General features: G+C 72.3%; 24 protein-coding genes. 12 read left to right on the forward strand and 12 right to left on the reverse strand.

The window, feature by feature from the left end; translation table 11 throughout:
• Positions 1-138: 138 nt before the first annotated feature.
• Genes dtd through ACIA3K_RS18970 form a run of 3 tightly spaced genes read right to left on the reverse strand, consistent with a single transcriptional unit; the run spans position 139 to position 2,167 of the window.
• The gene (gene dtd / locus ACIA3K_RS18960) at positions 139-561 is read right to left on the reverse strand and encodes a D-aminoacyl-tRNA deacylase (protein ID WP_396802530.1); all 423 of its coding nucleotides are present in this window, start codon (positions 559-561) and stop codon (positions 139-141) included.
• The gene (locus tag ACIA3K_RS18965) at positions 561-686 is read right to left on the reverse strand and encodes a hypothetical protein (protein WP_396802531.1); all 126 of its coding nucleotides are present in this window, start codon (positions 684-686) and stop codon (positions 561-563) included. Before ACIA3K_RS18965 ends, dtd begins: the two co-directional genes overlap by 1 nt.
• On the reverse strand, positions 683-2,167 hold the full coding sequence (locus tag ACIA3K_RS18970; RefSeq protein ID WP_396802532.1) for a methyltransferase: 1,485 nt from the start codon (positions 2,165-2,167) through the stop codon (positions 683-685). The genes ACIA3K_RS18965 and ACIA3K_RS18970 overlap by 4 nt, the downstream gene beginning before the upstream one ends.
• Before the next feature lie 95 nt (positions 2,168-2,262).
• Between ACIA3K_RS18970 and ACIA3K_RS18975 the strand changes: the two genes are divergently transcribed.
• On the forward strand, positions 2,263-2,847 hold the full coding sequence (locus tag ACIA3K_RS18975) for an HhH-GPD-type base excision DNA repair protein (RefSeq protein WP_355053299.1): 585 nt from the start codon (positions 2,263-2,265) through the stop codon (positions 2,845-2,847).
• 3 nt (positions 2,848-2,850) lie between these two features.
• Here the strand turns inward: ACIA3K_RS18975 and ACIA3K_RS18980 are convergent, their stop codons facing one another.
• Positions 2,851-3,180 carry a hypothetical protein gene (locus ACIA3K_RS18980; RefSeq protein ID WP_355053271.1) on the reverse strand — a complete coding sequence of 110 codons (330 nt, stop codon included), beginning with the start codon at positions 3,178-3,180 and terminating at the stop codon, positions 2,851-2,853.
• Entirely contained in the window at positions 3,177-3,464 is a 288-nt protein-coding gene (locus tag ACIA3K_RS18985) for a hypothetical protein (RefSeq protein ID WP_124771959.1), read from the reverse strand. The genes ACIA3K_RS18980 and ACIA3K_RS18985 overlap by 4 nt, the downstream gene beginning before the upstream one ends.
• A gap of 104 nt (positions 3,465-3,568) precedes the next feature.
• Between ACIA3K_RS18985 and ACIA3K_RS18990 the strand changes: the two genes are divergently transcribed.
• A complete protein-coding gene (locus ACIA3K_RS18990) occupies positions 3,569-3,928 on the forward strand; it encodes a DUF3099 domain-containing protein (RefSeq protein ID WP_396802937.1) in 360 nt (119 codons plus the stop codon).
• Between the two features lie 29 nt (positions 3,929-3,957).
• On the opposite strand, the gene ACIA3K_RS18995 is transcribed toward ACIA3K_RS18990, so the two are convergent.
• Positions 3,958-4,860, reverse strand: a complete 903-nt coding sequence (locus tag ACIA3K_RS18995; RefSeq protein ID WP_396802534.1) for a carbohydrate kinase family protein — start codon at positions 4,858-4,860, stop codon at positions 3,958-3,960.
• The gene (locus ACIA3K_RS19000) at positions 4,857-5,789 is read right to left on the reverse strand and encodes a pseudouridine-5'-phosphate glycosidase (RefSeq protein WP_396802536.1); all 933 of its coding nucleotides are present in this window, start codon (positions 5,787-5,789) and stop codon (positions 4,857-4,859) included. The genes ACIA3K_RS18995 and ACIA3K_RS19000 overlap by 4 nt, the downstream gene beginning before the upstream one ends.
• An 88-nt stretch (positions 5,790-5,877) precedes the next feature.
• On the opposite strand from ACIA3K_RS19000, the gene ACIA3K_RS19005 reads away from it, so the two are divergent.
• The 3 genes from ACIA3K_RS19005 to ACIA3K_RS19015 all read left to right on the forward strand — a co-directional run bounded on the left by ACIA3K_RS19005 (position 5,878) and on the right by ACIA3K_RS19015 (position 8,691).
• Positions 5,878-6,096, forward strand: a complete 219-nt coding sequence (locus ACIA3K_RS19005; protein WP_007456912.1) for a DUF3039 domain-containing protein — start codon at positions 5,878-5,880, stop codon at positions 6,094-6,096.
• Between the two features lie 40 nt (positions 6,097-6,136).
• Complete coding sequence (locus ACIA3K_RS19010; RefSeq protein ID WP_396802538.1) at positions 6,137-6,778, forward strand: trimeric intracellular cation channel family protein; 642 nt, start codon at positions 6,137-6,139, stop codon at positions 6,776-6,778.
• Positions 6,779-6,957: 179 nt separating this feature from the next.
• A complete protein-coding gene (locus ACIA3K_RS19015; RefSeq protein ID WP_396802540.1) occupies positions 6,958-8,691 on the forward strand; it encodes a DEAD/DEAH box helicase in 1,734 nt (577 codons plus the stop codon).
• A 582-nt stretch (positions 8,692-9,273) separates the two neighbouring features.
• Here ACIA3K_RS19015 and ACIA3K_RS19020 read toward each other — a convergent pair.
• A complete protein-coding gene (locus ACIA3K_RS19020) occupies positions 9,274-9,507 on the reverse strand; it encodes a hypothetical protein (RefSeq protein WP_355053276.1) in 234 nt (77 codons plus the stop codon).
• Positions 9,508-9,752: 245 nt separating this feature from the next.
• Positions 9,753-11,363, reverse strand: a complete 1,611-nt coding sequence (locus ACIA3K_RS19025; RefSeq protein WP_396802542.1) for an RNA polymerase sigma factor — start codon at positions 11,361-11,363, stop codon at positions 9,753-9,755.
• Between the two features lie 289 nt (positions 11,364-11,652).
• Here ACIA3K_RS19025 and ACIA3K_RS19030 point away from each other — a divergent pair, with 289 nt between their 5' ends.
• Positions 11,653-12,474 carry an inositol monophosphatase family protein gene (locus ACIA3K_RS19030; protein ID WP_396802543.1) on the forward strand — a complete coding sequence of 274 codons (822 nt, stop codon included), beginning with the start codon at positions 11,653-11,655 and terminating at the stop codon, positions 12,472-12,474.
• A gap of 25 nt (positions 12,475-12,499) precedes the next feature.
• Here the strand turns inward: ACIA3K_RS19030 and ACIA3K_RS19035 are convergent, their stop codons facing one another.
• On the reverse strand, positions 12,500-13,018 hold the full coding sequence (locus tag ACIA3K_RS19035) for a LytR C-terminal domain-containing protein (protein WP_357123363.1): 519 nt from the start codon (positions 13,016-13,018) through the stop codon (positions 12,500-12,502).
• 434 nt (positions 13,019-13,452) lie between these two features.
• Here ACIA3K_RS19035 and ACIA3K_RS19040 point away from each other — a divergent pair, with 434 nt between their 5' ends.
• A complete protein-coding gene (locus ACIA3K_RS19040; RefSeq protein ID WP_007075406.1) occupies positions 13,453-13,749 on the forward strand; it encodes a DUF4193 domain-containing protein in 297 nt (98 codons plus the stop codon).
• A gap of 120 nt (positions 13,750-13,869) precedes the next feature.
• Positions 13,870-14,667, forward strand: a complete 798-nt coding sequence (locus ACIA3K_RS19045) for a hypothetical protein (protein ID WP_396802545.1) — start codon at positions 13,870-13,872, stop codon at positions 14,665-14,667.
• A 19-nt stretch (positions 14,668-14,686) separates the two neighbouring features.
• On the opposite strand, the gene ACIA3K_RS19050 is transcribed toward ACIA3K_RS19045, so the two are convergent.
• The gene (locus ACIA3K_RS19050) at positions 14,687-15,274 is read right to left on the reverse strand and encodes a DUF3093 domain-containing protein (RefSeq protein ID WP_396802546.1); all 588 of its coding nucleotides are present in this window, start codon (positions 15,272-15,274) and stop codon (positions 14,687-14,689) included.
• 91 nt (positions 15,275-15,365) lie between these two features.
• Between ACIA3K_RS19050 and dut the strand changes: the two genes are divergently transcribed.
• The 4 genes from dut (at position 15,366) to ACIA3K_RS19070 (ending at position 17,745) form a co-directional block, all read left to right on the forward strand.
• Complete coding sequence (gene dut / locus ACIA3K_RS19055) at positions 15,366-15,863, forward strand: dUTP diphosphatase (RefSeq protein ID WP_355053281.1); 498 nt, start codon at positions 15,366-15,368, stop codon at positions 15,861-15,863.
• Positions 15,864-15,888: 25 nt separating this feature from the next.
• On the forward strand, positions 15,889-16,539 hold the full coding sequence (locus tag ACIA3K_RS19060; RefSeq protein ID WP_396802548.1) for a DUF3710 domain-containing protein: 651 nt from the start codon (positions 15,889-15,891) through the stop codon (positions 16,537-16,539).
• Positions 16,540-16,655: 116 nt separating this feature from the next.
• The gene (locus ACIA3K_RS19065; protein WP_357122730.1) at positions 16,656-17,036 is read left to right on the forward strand and encodes an OB-fold nucleic acid binding domain-containing protein; all 381 of its coding nucleotides are present in this window, start codon (positions 16,656-16,658) and stop codon (positions 17,034-17,036) included.
• 25 nt (positions 17,037-17,061) lie between these two features.
• On the forward strand, positions 17,062-17,745 hold the full coding sequence (locus tag ACIA3K_RS19070) for a DUF3159 domain-containing protein (protein WP_396802550.1): 684 nt from the start codon (positions 17,062-17,064) through the stop codon (positions 17,743-17,745).
• Positions 17,746-17,771: 26 nt separating this feature from the next.
• Here the strand turns inward: ACIA3K_RS19070 and ACIA3K_RS19075 are convergent, their stop codons facing one another.
• The gene (locus ACIA3K_RS19075; RefSeq protein WP_355053285.1) at positions 17,772-18,461 is read right to left on the reverse strand and encodes a TrkA family potassium uptake protein; all 690 of its coding nucleotides are present in this window, start codon (positions 18,459-18,461) and stop codon (positions 17,772-17,774) included.
• Position 18,462 lies beyond the last annotated feature (1 nt).

The raw sequence follows: 18,462 nt of genomic DNA on the forward strand, positions 1-18,462 counted from the left end.
ACCCGCAGTCAACACATGCGCTCGCGCCACCCAAACTCCTTCGACCGGTCCGTACCGTGATCAACGATCACTTGCACGGACCGGTCGAACCCGCCGTGCGGAATTTGACGCGAACCTCTTGATCGACGCCGGGAGGGGTTAGAGGTCTAGGAGGATTGTTTTGGGGCCTATGTTGGTGCTCTCCACGAGCATGTGGGTGCGGAAGCGGCCGGTCTCGACCTTCGCGCCGCGTTGGCGCAGGGCTTCCACCACCGCCGTCACCAGGGGTTCGGCCATCTCGGCGGGGGCGGCTGCCGTCCAGCTTGGACGGCGGCCCTTGCGAGCGTCGCCGTAGAGGGTGAACTGGCTGACCACCAGGATCGGCGCCCCGACGTCGGCGGCGGACCGCTCGTCGTCCAGGATGCGCAGCTCGTGCACCTTGCGGGCCATCGTCGCGGCGGTCTCGGCGTTGTCGGTGTGCGTCACGCCGAGCAGCACCAGCAGGCCGTCCTCGATCGCGCCAACCACCTCGTCGTCCACCGTCACGCTGGCCCGTCCGACCGTCTGCACCACGGCCCGCATCAGCGCACCACCGCCACCGTCGGCACCAGCTCCGCCGCAGGTGTCAGCGCCAGCGCCGCCACAGTGGGCACCAGCGCCGCCGCCGGAATCGGCAGCGGCGTCGCCGCGCCGGTCGGCGGCATCACTCGGTCACCGGCTCGATGAAGCCGCGTTCGACCAGGTGCGCGACGATCGGGCCGGCCGCCTCGGCCATCTCGTCGGGTTCGACGTCGTGGGCCGCCGCGAGCAGGGCGAGCTGGTCGCGCAGCGGTAGGCGGCCGTCCGCCCCGCCGACCAGCGCCAGCACCAACGGGTCGATCTCCTCGGTCCAGCGCAGGCCGTGCGGCATCGCGAGCACCTGCCGGTCGACCGCCCAGCCCTCGTCACCCATGGTGGCCTCCTGGCGGAGCTGGAGACCCTCGGCGGCCCGGTAGCGTTCGGCGAGCAACGCCTTCGTGTCGCGTACCCGCAGGAAGTCCTGGCGGTCGAACCACGCGCCGATCTGGTCGCCCAGCGGCGGCTGGACCCGCTGGCGCAGGTCCTCCACGCGGACCACCGGATCGGCGTGGCCGCCGCGGCGCAGCGACACGATCCCGAAGCCGATCGCCTCGATCTTGTGCTGGTCGAACCAGTCCAGCCAGACGGCCGCCCGTTGCGGGTCGGCGCCCTCACCGACGTCGGTGAGCCACAGGTCGACGTACGCCATCGGATCGGCGACCTCGCGCTGGATCACCCAGGCGTCCAGGTCGGTACCCGCGAACCAGCCGGCCACCCGCTCGTCCCACTCCTCGCCGGCGACGTGCACCCAGTTCGCGAGGTACTGCATGGTGCCGCCCTCGGTGAGCAGGCCGGGGGCGGCGGCGGCCAGCTCGGCGGCGATGGCGTCACCCACCCGACCCGAGTCGCGGTAGACGTGTGTGGTGGTTCCCGGGCCCACCACGAACGGCGGGTTGCTCACCACCAGGTCGAACCGACGGCCGGCCACCGGCGCGACCATGTCGCCGCGCAGCAGCTCCCAGTCCTGGCCGTTGAGGGCGGCGTTCGTCGCCGCGAAGCGCAGGGCCCGATCGGAGAGGTCCGTGGCGGTCACCGTGTCGGCGTGGGTCGCGAGGTGCAGGGCCTGGACGCCGGAACCGGTGCCCAGGTCCAGGGCGGCGCCGACCGGCCGGCGTACGGTCGCCCCGATCAGGGTGTGGGTGGCGCCGCCGATGCCGAGCACGTGTTCGGCGTGCAGGGGTCGACCGGGCCGGGCCGAGGCCGGCACGTCGGCGAGCACCCACCAGTCGTCGCCGTACGGTTCCAGGTCGACGCCGGCGCGCAGGCCCTCGTCGTACCGCTCGACGATCCCGCCGGCCAGCGCCTCGGCGAGCCCCAACGGTGCCAGCGCGGCGGCGACGGCGGCCTCCGGTTCGGTCTGGTCGCAGATGAACAGCCGGATCAGCGTGGCGAGCGGATCGCGCTCCTCGGTTGCGCGCAGCGCGGCCCGGTGGTCGTTGCGCGCGACCGAGGCGGTGGCCTGCGGGCCGAGCCGTTCGGCGATGCCGTTGCTGGTGAACCCGGCCCGGGTCAGCGCGGTCCGCAGGGCGTCGACGCCGGCGGGGGAGAGCAGCATGTCGTGTTCGTCCACGTCGCCATCCTGCCCCGCGTCGCGTTCCGAGTCGGCGGCACCCGCCGACGGACGTCGGAGCGTCGGTGTCCGACCGGGTCGGTGGGCGGGGCAGGATGGTGGCCATGACGCTCGTGCTCCCCATCGACCCCGAGGCCAACCGTCTGCTGGAGCGCAGCCCGCTGGCCCTGCTGGTCGGCATGGTCCTTGATCAACAAGTCTCGATGGAGAAGGCGTTCTCCTCGCCGTACGTGCTGGCGCAGCGGCTCGGTCACGACCTGGACGCGGCGGAGCTGGCCGGCTACGACACGGAGGCGCTGATCGCGCTCTTCGCCACTCCGCCCGCCCTGCACCGGTTCCCGAAGGCGATGGCGACGCGGGTGCAGGAGGTCTGCCGGGTGCTCGTGGAGCGCTACGACGGCGATGCGGCGTTGCTGTGGTCGGGCGTCGCCGACGGGCCGGAGCTGCTACGGCGCGTCGCCGACCTGCCCGGCTTCGGCAAGCAGAAGGCGCAGATCTTCGTGGCGCTGTTGGGCAAGCGGTTCGGGGTGACTCCGCAGGACTGGCGGACGGCGGCCGGAGGGTACGGCGACCCCGGCGCGTACCGGTCGGTGGCGGACGTCACCGACGCCGACTCGCTGCGCCGGGTGCGGGAGTACAAGCAGCAGATGAAGGCGGCGGCGAAGGCCGATCAGGGCTGACGTTCAGGCGGCGGTGGGGTGCGCCAGGGAGGCCAGCGCGCGCCGGACGTCGGCCAGCGAGACGGTGGCCGAGTCGTCCAGGTCGGCGAGGCCGGCCTCGATCCACTGCCGCATGAGCGTGGTGACCCCGATGCCCCGGGCGTCGGCGGCGGCGCGGACCCGCTCGTAGGTCTCCAGCGGCAGCCGGACCGACCGGCTCACCATCGGCACGTCGGTGTCGGGTGTGGGCAGGTCGACCGCCGGGCTCTCGTCGATCAGCTCGGCGAGCCGGTCGTCGCCGCTGTGGAACTGCTTCGTCGCGTCGTTGCGGTGCATCGTCACGGCCCCCCTCATCGGCGATCTCTCCGCACGGCCTCGTCGTAGCGCTTGGACTCGACGTCGCTCAGCTCGCGGGCGGAGAGGATGTCCCAGTCGTTGTCGGTGCCATCGGCCTCGGCGAGCAGCACCGCCAGGCGGCGGCCCCGACGGGCGGCGGCGTAGACCACCATCACGTCGTCGCCCAGGTGGCGGATGACCCGTCGCGCGCTGTGCAGCGCCTCCCAGACTTCCCCGGGCGTGACGTCGTAGACCCTGAGGTTGGCCAACGCCTCGTCGGTGAAGCTGAACCTGCTGCCCACGTGGCGCAGCGTACCACGCACGTAACACGTACCGGGATGACTCGATATTCGCTGATCACGGCTTCGTGGTGACAGGATGAGGCGTAATCCCCTCGAGGAGGTTCCTGGTGAAGCGTCAGGCGTACGAGCCGATTCTGATCACCGATGCCTCGCGCAGCCAGCACGATCAGCTCACGAGCCGTCAGCGCCGCTATGTCCTCATGATGGGCGTCCGGGTGGCCTGCATCGTCGCCGGAGCGATCCTGGTCGGCGCGAAGGCCCCCCTGCTCTGGCTCTGGTTGCCGCTGTGCGCCATCGGCATGGTGCTCATCCCGTGGCTGGCCGTGCTGCTGGCGAACGACCGGCCGCCCAAGGAGGAACACCGGCTGGCCAACCGGTTCCACCCCCGGCGGCGGGTCGAGACCCCACCCATGAGCCTCACCGCCGAGGAGCGCCCTCACAAGATCATCGACGTCGAGCCCTGACCCGCCCCGCGGGCCAGGGCTCCGACGTCTCAGGCCGGTGGTCGGGCACCGACGCTGGAGACGGCCAGCGCCCCCAGTTCGGTCGCGCGGTCCAGGGCCGCGGTCGCGGTGGCGCCGCCGAGCCAGGCGGTCAGCAGGCCAGCCGCGAAGGCGTCGCCGGCCCCGGTGACGTCCACCACCGCCACCCGCCGGGCCGCCGCCACGCTGACCGTGGCCGTTCGGCCCTCGACCCACACCGCGCCCGCCGCGCCGCGTTTGACCACCACCCGCCGGGCCGTCGCCGACAACGCCCGCCCCTGCGCCGCCGGGTCCAGACCGCCGGCCAGCACCGTGGCCTCGTCCGCGTTGACCAGGAGCAGGTCGACGTCTCGTACCCAACCCAGGAAGGTCCGCGCGCCGACGCGCCGCAGCGGCCCCGCTGAGGCCGCGTCGACGCTGGTGGTGAGCCCGCGCTCGCGGGCGGCGGCCAACGCGCGCAGCCCCGCTGCGCGCGACGCGGCGTCCAACAGGGTGTACGCGGACAGGTGCAGATGCCCCGCGTCGGGCGCCGCCGCGACGGCCTTCTCGACGTGCTCGGCGCTCAACCGCAGGTTCGCGCCCCGCGACGTGACCATGGTCCGTTCGCCGTCGGTGGTCAGCACGACCACCGTGCCGGTGGGTACGCCCGGTACCCGATCGAGGACGCAGTCCACGCCCGCGCGGGCCAACTCGGCCGCCCGGTCGCGCCCCGCGTCGTCGTCGCCCACCGCGCCGACGAGCGTCACGGCGAACCCTTGGGCGGCCACCCAGGCGGCGGTGTTGGCCGCCTGCCCGCCGCCGCCGAGGCTGATCTCGGCCTCGGTGTCCGTGCCGGCGGCGAACGGCCCGGTGAGCACCGCGACCACGTCGGTGATCACGTCTCCGACGACGACCACGCGGGTCCCAGGGGTCATGCCGGGACGGCGGCGCGGGCGACCGTGGCGACCGCGATGCGCGCTGCCAGGTCGGCGTTGCGCAGGATGATCCGGATGTTCACCGCGAGGCTCGCGCCCTCGGTGGCCGAGTGGAAGTGCGCCAGCAGGTACGGCGTGACGGCCTTGCCGGTCACCCCGTCCCGCTCCAGCAGGGCCAGGCCGTCGGCCAGGGTCCGGTCGTGCAGCTCGGGGTCGAGCTGCTCGTCGACCGGCAGCGGGTTGGCGACGAGCAGCGCGCCGGTGTGCACGGCGTGCTCGTCCCTGGCGGCCAGTACGGCGGCGACCTGCTCCGGCGAATCCACCGACCAGTCCAGCTCGAAGCCGGCGTCGGTGAGGTAGAAGCCGGGGAACCGTCGGGTGCGGTAGCCGAGCACGGCGACCCCGAGAGTCTCCAGGCGCTCCAACGTCGCGCCCACGTCGAGGATCGACTTGACTCCGGCGCAGACCACCGTGATCGGCGTCTGGGCCAGGGTAACGAGGTCCGCCGACTCGTCGAAGGTGTGCTCCGCCTCCCGGTGCACCCCGCCCAACCCGCCGGTCGCGAACACCCCGATCCCGGCGGCCGCGGCCACGGCGCTGGTCGCGGCCACGGTGGTGGCGCCGTCCGCGCCGGTGGCCGCCGCCACGGCCAGGTCGCGCACCGAGAGCTTCGTCACACCATCGACGGTGGCCAGTCGGGTCAGCTGCGCGTCGTCCAGACCGACCACCAGCTCGCCACGGATCATGCCGATCGTCGCCGGCACCGCCCCGGCGTCCCGGACCGCCTGTTCGATCTCCCGCGCCACCCGCAGGTTCTGCGGGCGGGGCAGGCCGTGCGAGACGATGGTGCTCTCCAGGGCGACGACGGGTCGGCCGTCGCGCAGGGCTGCGGCGACCTGGGTGCCGTAGGTGATGCGAAAGTCAGTCACACCGGCACCGTACGGGGTCGGACGCCGGCCGGCCTCAAGTGGACCCGGCCGTGATGACCTGCCAAACTTGTCGGTTGGAGGTGCAGACGTGAGCACAGAGGTTCTCGAGCGTCCGGAGCTGAAGGACGCCGACACCGGTCCGGAAATGTTCCACTACGTCCGCAAGGAGAAGATCGCCGAGAGTGCCGTCATGGGCACCTTCGTCGTCGCGCTCTGCGGCGAGACCTTCCCGGTCACCAAGGCGGCCAAGCCGGGCTCCCCGGTCTGCCCCAAGTGCAAGGAGATCTACGACTCGTACCGCGAGTGAACCCCCGCCGGTCCTTCGGCCGGCGACGTAGCCTGCGGCGGTGACCACCTCCACCGCCCTGCTCCTCGCCGACCTGACCGGGGTCGCGGTGTTCGCCGCCTCCGGGGCCTCGGCCGCGGTGGCCAAACGGCTCGACCTCTTCGGTGTCGCGTTCGTCGGCTTCGTGGCCGCGCTCGGCGGCGGCATCTTCCGCGACCTCGTCATCGACGAGGTGCCGCCGCTGGCCTTCGCCGACTGGCGGTACGCCACGACCGCCGCGATCGCCGCGGTCGCCGTGTTCTGGCTGCACCCGCAACTCGCCCGGCTGCGCACCACCGTGCTGGTGCTCGACGCGGCGGGCCTCGCGTTGTTCACCGTGACCGGCACGCTCAAGGCGCTCGACGCCCGGGTGCCGGCCGTCGGCGCCTGCCTGATCGGCATGCTGACCGCGATCGGCGGGGGGCTCGGCCGGGACCTGCTCACCGCGGAGATCCCCGTGGTGCTGCGCCGGGAGATCTACGCGGTGGCCGCGCTGGCCGGCTCGGTCGTGGTGGCGCTGCTGTACCGGACCGGCCAGGCCGGTCCGGTGCCGCTCACCGCCGCCGCCGTCGGGGTGTTCGGGTTGCGCCTGGTCGCGCTGCGCCGCCGCTGGTCCGCACCGGTGGCGACGGTGCGGCCACCGCGCACCGGCGACCCCTGGTGAGGCCCGTTCCGCCGCGGTCGCGGATGTGACCAGCGGGGCGTCGCCTGGGCCTGCGGGCGCGCGCTGGTTATGCTGGGTCGGCCTTCGCGGCAGCTTCTGCGCGGAGGCGTTTTCATGGGCGGCGGTACTCGTGGCCCTCGCCCGGTGTCCGCCGTCGTGCGGTCGGAGAGGAGCTTCGCGTGGCAGCCCGGACGCCGGTGCTCGAGACGTTCCCGGCACTGCGTGCCTGGCAGCGCAAGGCCCTGGTGGAGTACCTGCGCCGGCGCGGCGACGACTTCACCGCGGTCGCCACGCCGGGCGCCGGCAAGACCACCTTCGCCCTGCGCATCGCCGCCGAACTGCTCGCCGACGGCACCGTCGAGGCGGTCACCGTGGTGGCACCGACCGAGCACCTGAAGACCCAGTGGTCCGAGGCCGCGGCCCGGGTGGGCATCCAGCTCGATGCCGCGTTCCGCAACGCCGACCTGCACTCCGCCGCCGACTTCCACGGCGCCGTGATCACCTACGCCCAGGTCGGCATGGCCCCACAGGTGCACCGGCGTCGCACCATGACCCGAAGCACCCTGGTCATCCTCGACGAGATCCACCACGCCGGCGACTCCCGCACCTGGGGCGACGGCGTCAAGGCCGCCTTCGAGCCCGCCGTACGCCGACTCATGCTCACCGGCACGCCGTTCCGCTCCGACGACAACCCCATCCCGTTCGTCGAGTACGAACGGGGCGGTGACGGGCTGCTGCGCTCCCGCGCCGACTCGGTGTACGGCTACGCCGACGCGCTGCGCGACGGGGTCGTCCGGCCGGTGCTCTTCCTCGCGTACTCGGGGGAGACCCGCTGGCGTACCAACGCCGGGGACGAGCTGGCGGCCCGCCTCGGCGAGCCGATGACCCAGGATCTGGTGGCGCAGGCGTGGCGTACCGCCCTGGACCCGGCGGGGGACTGGATGCCGCAGGTGCTGCGCGCCGCCGACGCCCGGCTCACCGTGCTGCGCAACGCGGGGATGCCCGACGCCGGTGGCCTGATCATCGCCACCGACCAGCAGACCGCGCGCTCGTACGCCAAGCTGATCGAGCAGGTGACCGGTGAGAAGGCCGCCGTGGTCCTCTCCGACGACCAGGGCGCTTCCGCGCGGATCGCGACGTTCGCGGCGTCCGACCAGCGGTGGTTGGTCGCGGTGCGGATGGTGTCCGAGGGCGTCGACATCCCCCGGCTCGCCGTCGGCGTCTACGCCACCAGCGCCAGCACGCCGCTCTACTTCGCCCAGGCGATCGGCCGGTTCGTGCGGGCCCGCCGCCCCGGCGAGACCGCCTCGGTGTTCCTGCCCAGCGTGCCGCACCTGCTCGGGCTGGCCAGCGAGATGGAGAACGAGCGGGACCACGTCCTGGGCAAGCCCAAGGAGTCCGACGGCCTCGACGACGACCTGCTGGAACGCGCGCAACGCGACGACCAGGCCAGCGGGGAGCTGGAGAAGCGGTTCGCCGCGCTCTCGGCCACCGCCGAACTGGACCAGGTGATCTTCGACGGCGCGTCGTTCGGGACCGCCGCGCAGGCCGGTACGCCCGAGGAGGAGGAGTACCTGGGCCTGCCCGGTCTGCTCACCGCCGACCAGGTCTCGCTGCTGCTGACCAAGCGGCAGGCGGACCAGATCGCCGCCCAGCGCCGCCGTACCGCCGAGCGAGCCGCTCAGCCGGCCGCTGCGCCCTCGGCAGCGCCTCCGGTACCCCTGAGTGCCGCCCAGCGTCGTGTGGCGCTCCGGCGTCAACTCAACGCTCTGGTGGCCGCCCGGCACCACCGCACCGGCCAGCCGCACGGCAAGATCCACGCCGAGCTGCGCCGGCTCTGCGGCGGGCCGCCGAGCGCCCAGGCCACCATCGAGCAGCTAGAGGAACGCATCGCCACCGTGCAGACCCTCTGACCCCACGCACCCCACGACCCCAGCACGGACGCACGGCGAGCATCCGGCGCCTCCGCACCCCGGGCGTCCCCCGCACCCTAGGCGCCCCGCACCCAGGCACCCCCCCGCGCACCCCGCGCACCCCGGCACCTCAGGCACCCCCGCCGCATCCGAGGCACTCGCGCATCCGAGGCACTCGCGCATCCGAGGCACTCGCGCATCCGAGGCACTCGCGCATCCGAGGCACTCGCGCATCCGAGGTGCCCGCGCATCCGAGGCGCTCCGCACCCCAGGCCCGCACGTGTCGGGTACTGCACCAAGATCGTGCTCGATCATTGATGTAGTGGTGTCACGGGTCTGTGAGGCCACTACATCCTGGTTCGAGCACGATCTTGGCCGGGCGCGGGCGGGTGCGAAGCGGGGAGGGCCCGGTGCCCAAGATCTGTGCAACTTCGGGGATGTTGCTGCCTCTCGCGCCTCGGACCCAGCAATATCCCCGAAGTTGCACAGATCTTGGCGGGCGCTCGGCTGGGCTGGGCAGGGAAAAGCCGACCGGAGGCACCCCGTGTGGGGTACCTCCGGTCGGCTATGTCGGTCGCGGACTTAGTTCGCCATCAAATCGGCGCCACGCCAGGTGAACTCGGGGTCCGTCGCGAACCGCACGGTGATCTTCACGAGATCCTCCGCGTACTTGTTCGCGTGGTGCCCACAGAACACCAACTCGCTCCCACCCGAGAGAGAGATACGGAGCTTGCCGGCAGCATTGCAGCGGTCGCACCGTTCATCGGCGGCTGGGGGAGCCACCGTCTCGGGCGGCGGCGTGAGGGTCGGGGTCATCGCCTTCCTCCTCTGGTCGTCACCGATGAACAATCTCTTCGGTCGTTGCTCACCTATCGTGCAACACCCGTGCTGGGCCTTGCCTTCCCTGTGTGCCCGCGGGGGACCGAGGTCACACATGGCAGGGACAGTGTGCCGTGAACCCAGGGTGCCACGTCAACGATCACATTCGTGCATCCGGACGATCACCATCTGGCGTTGCACGCCAGGTGGTCAAAACGACACGTTCGGTTGACGAAACAGGCTCAGTCCAGGTAATCCCGGAGAACCTGCGACCGGGACGGGTGCCGCAGCTTGGACATCGTCTTGGACTCGATCTGGCGGATCCGCTCCCGGGTCACCCCGTAGACCTGACCGATCTCGTCCAGCGTCCGCGGCTGACCGTCGGTCAGGCCGAAGCGCAGCCGTACGACGCCCGCCTCACGCTCGGAGAGCGTCTGCAGCACCTGCTGGAGCTGGTCCTGCAGGAGCGAGAACGAGACGGCGTCGACGGCTACCACGGCCTCGGAGTCCTCGATGAAGTCACCGAGCTGGCTGTCGCCCTCGTCACCGATGGTCTGGTCCAGCGAGATGGGCTCCCGAGCGTACTGCTGGATCTCCAGCACCTTCTCGGGTGTGATGTCCATCTCCTTGGCCAGCTCTTCCGGAGTGGGCTCGCGGCCCAGGTCCTGGAGCAGCTCACGCTGTATGCGGCCGAGCTTGTTGATGACCTCCACCATGTGCACCGGGATGCGGATGGTGCGGGCCTGGTCGGCCATGGCGCGGGTGATGGCCTGGCGGATCCACCAGGTGGCGTACGTGGAGAACTTGTAGCCCTTGGTGTAGTCGAACTTCTCGACCGCCCGGATGAGACCGAGGTTGCCCTCCTGGATGAGGTCGAGGAAGGCCATGCCGCGTCCCGTGTACCGCTTGGCCAGGGACACGACCAGACGGAGGTTCGCCTCGAGCAGGTGGTTCTTGGCGCGCTCGCCGTCGCGGGAGATCCAGCCCAGGTCGCGGACCATCTCCCGGGCGAGCTTCTCCTCGCCCTCGTCGGCCGCGCGCAGCTGCTCGGCGGCGTAGAGCCCGGCCTCGATCCGCTTGGCCAGCTCCACCTCCTGCTCGGCGTTGAGCAGCGGGACCTTGCCGATCTGCTTCAGGTACGCCCGGACGGAGTCGGCGGAGGCGGTCAGCTCGGCGTCGCGCCGGGCCTGCTTGAGCGCCTCGGACTCCTCGTCGTCCCACTCGAAGTCGTTGTCGGTGGCCGACGCGGCGGCGTCGGTCTCGGCGGCCTGGGCCAGCTCGGCCGGCTCCTCGACCACCACGTCCTCGATGGTGGCGGCGAGCTCCTCCGGGTCGATCTCACCCTCGGCGCCCTCGCCCTTGCCGGCCGCCTTGACCGGCTTGGCGCCGGCCGCCGCGGCCACCGTGGCCTTGGTCGCGCGGGTGGACTTGGTCGCCTTGGCCGGGGCGGCTGCCGCGGCGGCGACCCCGGCGGTGCTGCCGGCGGCCTTGCGAGCGGCCACCTTGCGCGGGGCGGGAGTCGCCGGCGCCTCGTCGGAGGCGGGCGCCTGCTTCGGGGCGGGCGCGGCGGCCTTCTTGGTCGTCTTGGCGGTGGTGGCTCGGGACGCGGGGGTCGTCGAGCGAGCTGCGGCGACCCGGCGGCGGGTGCTGGCCGAGCCGTCCACCACCACGGTCACTCCCGCCTCGGAGAGCGCCCGCAGGATCTTCTTGGCCTGGGCCGGAGTCACCTCGGCGGTCTCGACGGTGCGCGCGAGCTGAGCCGACGTGAGCTGACCGCCAGCGCTCTGCGCATGGGCGATCAGGGTGTCGGTGAGCGAGCGAACGTCGGCGCCGGGCTGGCGGGGTTCTGTCACGAATGACCTTCCGGAGGCGAAGAGCGGGCACGGCCGGGTCGTCCGGCACGGCGGGTCAACCGTGCTGGGCGATGTGGTTGAGGGACCCCCGTGTCCCGGGCCGGCCGGTGGTCTCGGCGGTCCGTGGCGCGTGGGCAGGGGTGAATTGTAACGCCGTCTGCGGCGATCATCCTGCGCCGCACGGCGTAACGGCGGCGGGACCGCCGATTCGGCGCAGATGTGGACTTTGTAAGGATGATACTCGCGCACGGCCCGCAACGCCCCGGTCGTGCCGGAAGGGAACCCTGGAATGGACCGTTCGGCACCGCTTCCGCGGGAATTGTTGGCGATTGCGATCGAGGTGGCGCGGGACGCCGCGGCGACCGCGTACCGGATGCGGGTCGAGGGAGTTTCCGTGGCGGCGACCAAGAGCACGGTCACCGACGTGGTCACGGCCGCCGACCGAGCCGTCGAGCGCCAGGTCCTCGACGCCCTGCGCCGGCTGCGGCCGGGGGACGCCGTCCTCGGCGAGGAGTACGGCACGACGGACACCGGCCCGGTGGCGCCGGGCGGGGTGCGGTGGATCGTCGACCCGATCGACGGCACCGTGAACTACCTCTACGGGTTGCCGTACAGCGCGGTGTCGCTGGCCGCCGAGGTCGACGGGACGGTGGTCGCCGGCGTGGTGCGCAACGTGCACACCGGTGAGGAGTGGACCGCCACGGCCGGTGGCGGGGCGTGGCGCGACGGCGTCCGGCTGAGCTGCTCGGGTGAGACCGACCTGGGGCAGGCGCTGGTCGGCACCGGTTTCGGCTACGACGCCGGCCGTCGGGCACACCAGGCGTCGGTGGTGGCCGGCCTGATCGCCTCGGTACGTGACATCCGCCGCCTCGGCGCCGCCGCGCTGGACCTCTGCATGGTTGCGGAGGGGCGGCTGGACGCGTACTTCGAGAAGGGGTTGTCGGCCTGGGACCAGGCCGCCGGAGGCCTGGTCGCCGCCGAGGCGGGTGCCCGGGTGGCCGGCCTGGCCGATCGACCGGCCGGCCCGGACCTGGTGATCGCGGCCCCGCCGGCCCTCTTCGGTGAGCTGCACGACCGGCTGGCCGCCCTGGACGCCTCCGGCGGCCCCTGACTCCGGTGGGCTGCCGGTCAGGCGGTCACTTCTTGGGGCCGGGGGACGGGCAGGAGCCGGGCGGCGCGACCGGCGGGCCCAGGTCGCCGAGGGACTGGTTGACCTCGGTGGTGGTGGCGAGCTGCTGGAAGCCGTTGCCCAGCACCACGTCCACGGTGTCGTCGGTGCGCTTGGGGTCGTAGACCGGATCGGCATTGTCCAGGAAGTACGCCTTCAGCAGGTGGGCGGAGCTGACACCCTTGGGGCCGAACTTCAGCACGGCCACGTCGTCGATGCCCTTGGGCGCGTTGCCGACCTTCTTGACCTGGAACTTGCGGTTACGGAAGTCGTCGGCGACGGCGCTCGCCCGGCCCGGCTCGTCGGTCGCGTTCAGGACGTTGATCTTGACGTCCTTGGTCTCGTGCAGGGTGACGTCGGCCAGCGGCCAGCCGTCCGGGCAGCTGCCCGCCGCGCCGGCTTTGCCCTGGCTGTCCCGGACGATCGCGGTGATCACGAACGCCAGCGCCAGGACCCCCAGCAGGCCGACGACGACGAGTGCTCGCACTCGCGCAAAACTCATCTGGGCGCTCCCCGGAGCTGAGGTGGGTGGTGGCGGCCGCCAACGATCGCGCTGACCGCCGGCCGTCGAATACGCCGCTGAGGTTAACGGTTGTCCGGCCGTGGCGTGGAAACAGTCCGACATGCCGGCGCGCCGACCGCGAACCGGGTACTACTACCCCTATCTTCGTGTCGCCTGAATCACATTGGGAACAACTTCGCGTGCGGGGGCGTACATCTCAGCCGCGAGGGCGGTATACATGCCTCGCCCAAGGGGGGGTAAGGTTCCGCGCTCGCAGGGGAGTGGCCCCAGCGGTCCCGACCCGTACGGTCCGCGGGTCGGGTGCCCGACACAAGTGGTTGCCGGCCAGCGGAACCGAAACAGCGTCGTCCGGCGTTACAACCGGAAGCGACAACATCGATATGGGAGAGTGACATCCGATGGCCACCGACTACGACGCCCCGCGTCGCGACGAGGTCGACCTCGGCGAGGACAGCCTGGAAGAGCTCAAGGCACGGCGCGTCGACTCACAGTCGGGCGCGGTGGACGTCGACGAGGCCGAGGTCGCCGAGAGCTTCGAGCTGCCCGGTGCCGACCTGGCCGACGAGGAGCTCACTGTCAAGGTGCTACCGATGCAGCAGGACGAGTTCCGGTGTGCCCGCTGCTTCCTGGTCCACCATCGCAGCCAGCTGGCGGTCGAGCGCAACGGCGAGTTGATCTGCCGAGAGTGCGTCTGACACGCACGACACCGGCGGCGGCCTCCTGATCGGGGCCGCCGCTACCGGTGTAGGCGTGCGACGCCGGTGGGTACCTGTTTGACTCGTAGCGGGTAGCCACAGCACCGGGAGGTTCCACCCATGAGCGATCGAGGCGACACCACCGACGGCGGCGCGGACGACTTCGGCGCCACCGTCGCGGCGTTGACCGAGGACGACATCGCGCCGGCCCGGCGACGCCAACTGCTCACCCGGATGGTGTCCCAGGCCCGCAGCCGGGGCATCTCCGACCTGTTCAAGCCCCGTGCCGCGGTGCGCTGGATGGTCGACACGGTGGCCGAGATCGCCCCGCACGTGCCGGTCCGGGACCTGGCCACCCTGCGTCGACACTTTCCCGGCCTGGACGACGCCGCCCTGGCCGAGCGACTGATCCGTAACGCCTCCCGCACCACGGCCGGGATCGGCGCGGCCGGCGGGGGAGTCGCCGCCGTCGAGTGGACGGTGGCGCCCACGCTGCTCTCCGCGCCCGTGCTGCTCGCCGCCGAGACCGTCGCCGTCGTGGCGGTGGAGCTGAAACTGATCGGTGAGCTGCACGAGATCCACGGCGTGTCGTTGCCCGACGCCGGCGGTCAGCGGGCGGTGGCCCTGGTGCACTCCTGGGCCACTCAGCGCGGGGTCAACCCGATGGTGCCCGGCGTGGGCGTCGGCGCGGTGCTCGGCACCGCCGCCCGCAAGGAGATGCGGGACATGCTGCTGCGCCGCTTCGGTCGTAACCTCACCACCCTCGGCCCGTTCCTCACGGGCGCGGCGGTGGCCAGCTTCCTGAACCGCCGGGCCACCCGCCAGATGGCCGACCAGCTCCAGGCGGACCTGCGTCGTCGCGGCATCGCCCGGCCGGCTCCACCGCCGGCCCTGCCCGGCCCGCCCACGGGCACCTGAGCGGGCCCTGGGGCGGCGTTCAGCCCGGCTCGCCGGCCGTGGAGTCGGCGGGCCTGGCGTCGGTGGGCGCGGCGTCGGCGGGCCTGGCGTCGGCCGGCGTGGAGTCGGCGGGCCTGGCGGTGTCCCGCGCGGCCAGCAGCGCCTCGGCCAACTCGACCGGACGCCTGCTGCTCACCACCCAGAACGGGGTCGGGTCGGCCGGGTCGTCGAGCACCACCTGCACGGCGCCGTTGATCCACGGCCGCTGCACCACGAAGGCGAGCGGGTCGGCGCCCACACCCAGCACCTCACGACGGCCGGAGGCGTCCAACGGGACCACGTCGGCCACGAAGCGTGCCGGCAGCCGGGCGTCGTCCACCCGCAGCTCACCGTCGACGACCGCCACCCCGATCCGGCCCAGCCACCACAGCCCGACGGCCGTGACCGGCAGCAGCACGGCGAAGGGCAGCCAGGCGCGGGCGCCGGAGCCACCCATCCAGATCTCGACCGCCAGCAGTCCGGCGGCCACCAGGCTGATCAGCCACAGCCACCAGGGCAGGTCCAGCCGTTCGGCGTACGCCGGGCGGGCCGGAACCCCTGGCCGATCGGCGGACGGGGAGGGCGACATGCTCACTCCTGCGAGGGTACGGCGCACGACGGGCCGGCCAACCGGCAGGATGGCAGGGTCACCGGAGACAACCGGACCGAAGAGGGGACCCGTGACCGACGTCGTACCCGTGCCCGTACGGCTGCTCGATGCCGAGCTGCCGATGCCCACGTACGCCCATCCCGGCGATGCCGGGGCCGACCTGGTGGCCGCCGCGGACGTGGAGCTGCCGCCCGGTGGCCGGGCCCTGGTGCCCACCGGCGTGGCCGTCGCCCTGCCGGACGGCTACGTGGGCCTGGTCCATCCCCGGTCCGGCCTGGCGGCCAGGCTCGGCGTGACCGTGCTCAACGCGCCCGGTACGGTCGACGCCGGCTACCGGGGTGAGATCATGGTCAACCTGATCAACCATGATCGGGACACGCCCGCGAAGATCTCTCGCGGGGACCGGATCGCCCAGCTCGTGATCCAGCGGGTGGCGCGGGCGCGGTTCGAGCCGGTGGCCGAGCTGCCCGGGTCCGCGCGTGGGACCGGTGGGCACGGTTCGACCGGTGGGCACGCTCAGCTCGTGCCGTCGCCGGCCGGCGGGCAGACGGAAGAAGTGGCAGGGTGATCGTGAACAGCGGAGGGTGGGCGCAGTGATCTTCTCCCGAAAGCGGGCCGATGCCGGGCGGCACACCCGCGACGAGCGGGCCACCGAGGTCCTCGACGAGGGCGGCGCGGCGCCGGCGCTGGTGCGCGGGCCGTACGACATCTCCGAGGTCGACGACGAGGTGCAGCGACTCGACCTGGGCAGCCTGCACATTCCGGCGGTCGCCGAGGTGGAGGTGCGGGTGCAGGCCGACCCGCAGGGCGTGATCCAGCAGGTCGTGCTTGTGCACGGGGACAACGCGTTGCAACTCGGCGTCTTCGCGGCCCCCCGGTCCGAGGGGATCTGGGACGAGGTGCGCGAGGAGATCCGGCAGTCGCTGCTGCGGGACGGCGCCTCCGCGCAGGAGGTCGACGGCGAGTACGGCACGGAGTTGCACGCGCAGGTACGGACCCCGGACGGCCCGACCAACCTGCGGTTCGTCGGCGTCGACGGGCCGCGCTGGATGGTGCGCGGCGTCTTCCAGGGTCCGGCGGCCACCGACCCGACCAGTTCGGGCCCGCTCACCGAGTGCCTGGAAGGCCTGGTGGTCGACCGTGGCCAGGAGGCGAAGCCGGTCCGTGAGCCGCTGCCGCTGCGACTGCCGCGCGAGATGGCCGACCAGGCCGAGGACGCGTCCAGCGAGTCCCGCCAGGTCTGAACGACCGCGTCCCGGCCCGCCGGAACCGGCCCTGTCGGCGTACGCTGGCGGGACGGTTCCGGCGTCGCCGGAGCCGGGCCGGTCCCGGCGAGCGTGGAGAGGGTGACGCGGAGGTCATGACGACCGACGAGAGCAAGGTGTCGCTGCGGCGCATCCTGCAACGGTTCACCGCCAGCGAGGCCGAGATCGACGCGCAGGAGTTGCGGCAGGAGAGCGCCGAGTGCGGTGGCGTCCTGGCCCAGCAGTGCTCCCGGGGCCAACTGGTCTCGGTCGCGGGTCGGCTGCGCACCGTCGTCTACACGCCGCGCACCAACCTGCCCACGCTGGAGGCCGACCTGTACGACGGCAGCGACGTCGTCACCCTGGTCTGGCTGGGCCGGCGGCACATCTCCGGGATCGAGCCGGGGCGGCACCTGACCGCTCGTGGCCGGGTGGCGATGCGCGACGACCGCAAGGTCATCTACAACCCGTACTACGAGCTGGACTCGCCGAAGTGACGGCGCCGCGGACGGAAGGCCGGTCATGACGACGGGACAGGACCGGGCGGCACAACCGGAGACTCCTGCGGAGGACGACGAGGCGCTGCCGACGATCGCCGAGCAGATGGCCGACCAGCTCGGCGGCTGGCGTGGGCTGGTCGAGTCGAGCATCCCGGTTGTCGTCTTCGTGGTCGCCAACATCATCGGTGACCTGCGGCCCGCTGTGATCGCCTCGGTGGCCGTCGCGCTGCTGATCGCCGGGTTGCGGCTGGCCCAGCGCCGGCCGATCCGACACGCGGTCAACGGTCTGTTCGGCGTCGGCATCGGCGCCGCCATCGCGTGGCGCACCGGCGACGAGCGCGACTTCTACCTGCCCGGCATCCTCTACGGCATCGGCTACGGCATCGCCCTGCTGATCTCGGCGGCCGTCCGACAGCCCCTCGTCGGTTGGATCTGGTCGGTGCTGGTCGCCAAGGGCCGCTCCGAATGGCGGACCGACCCGAAGCTGGTGAGCACCTTCACCCGGCTGACCGTGCTCTGGGGCGTGGTGTGGCTCGCCAAGGTGGGCGTGCAGGCCGGGCTCTACCTGGCCCATCAGGACACCGCGCTGGGCGTGGCCCGGTTGGCCCTGGGCTATCCGCCGTACGCGCTGTTGCTGCTCATCACCGTCTGGACGGTGCGCCGGGTCACCCGGGAGCCGCAGCCCACCCCGCTGCCCGGCGCCTGAGCAGAGCCAACAACACCGGGGCCGGCTCAGCGTGAGCCGCGGGTCCGCTCGACGCTGTCCGGGCCGAGGATGACCGCGCGCACGTCGTCCTCCACCTCGGCCGTACAAACGAAGATCAACTCGTCGCCGGCCTCGATGGGATCGTCCGGGCTGGGCACCAGGACACGCTTGCCGCGCAGGATCGCCACCAGGGCGGAGTCACGGGGCAGCGGCACCGCGTGCAGGGGCTGACCGACGTACGGGGCGGTCGGCGGCAGGGTGATCTCGACCAGGTTGGCCTCGCCCTGCCGGAAGGTCATGAGCCGGACCAGGTCGCCGACGGTGACCGCCTCCTCGACCAGGGCGGCCATCACCCGGGGCTTGCTCACCGCGACGTCGACGCCCCACTGCTCGGTGAAGAGCCACTCGTTCTCCGCCCGGTTGACCCGGGCGACCACGCGGGGCACCGCGAACTCGGTCTTGGCCAGCAGCGACAGCACCAGGTTGGTCTTGTCGTCGCCGGTGGCGGCGACCACCACGTCACAGCCGGCGACGTTCGCCTCCTCCAGGCTGGCCACCTCGCACGCGTCGGCGAGCACCCACTCGGCGGCCGGCACCCGGTCCGGTCGGAGCATCTTCGGTTGACGCTCGATCAGCATCACCTGGTGGCCGTTCTCGATCAGCTCCTGGGCGATCGAACGGCCCACGTTGCCGGCGCCGGCGATGGCGATCCGCATG

The organism is Micromonospora sp. NPDC051543 (assembly GCF_044454415.1).
GTDB lineage: Bacteria > Actinomycetota > Actinomycetes > Mycobacteriales > Micromonosporaceae > Micromonospora.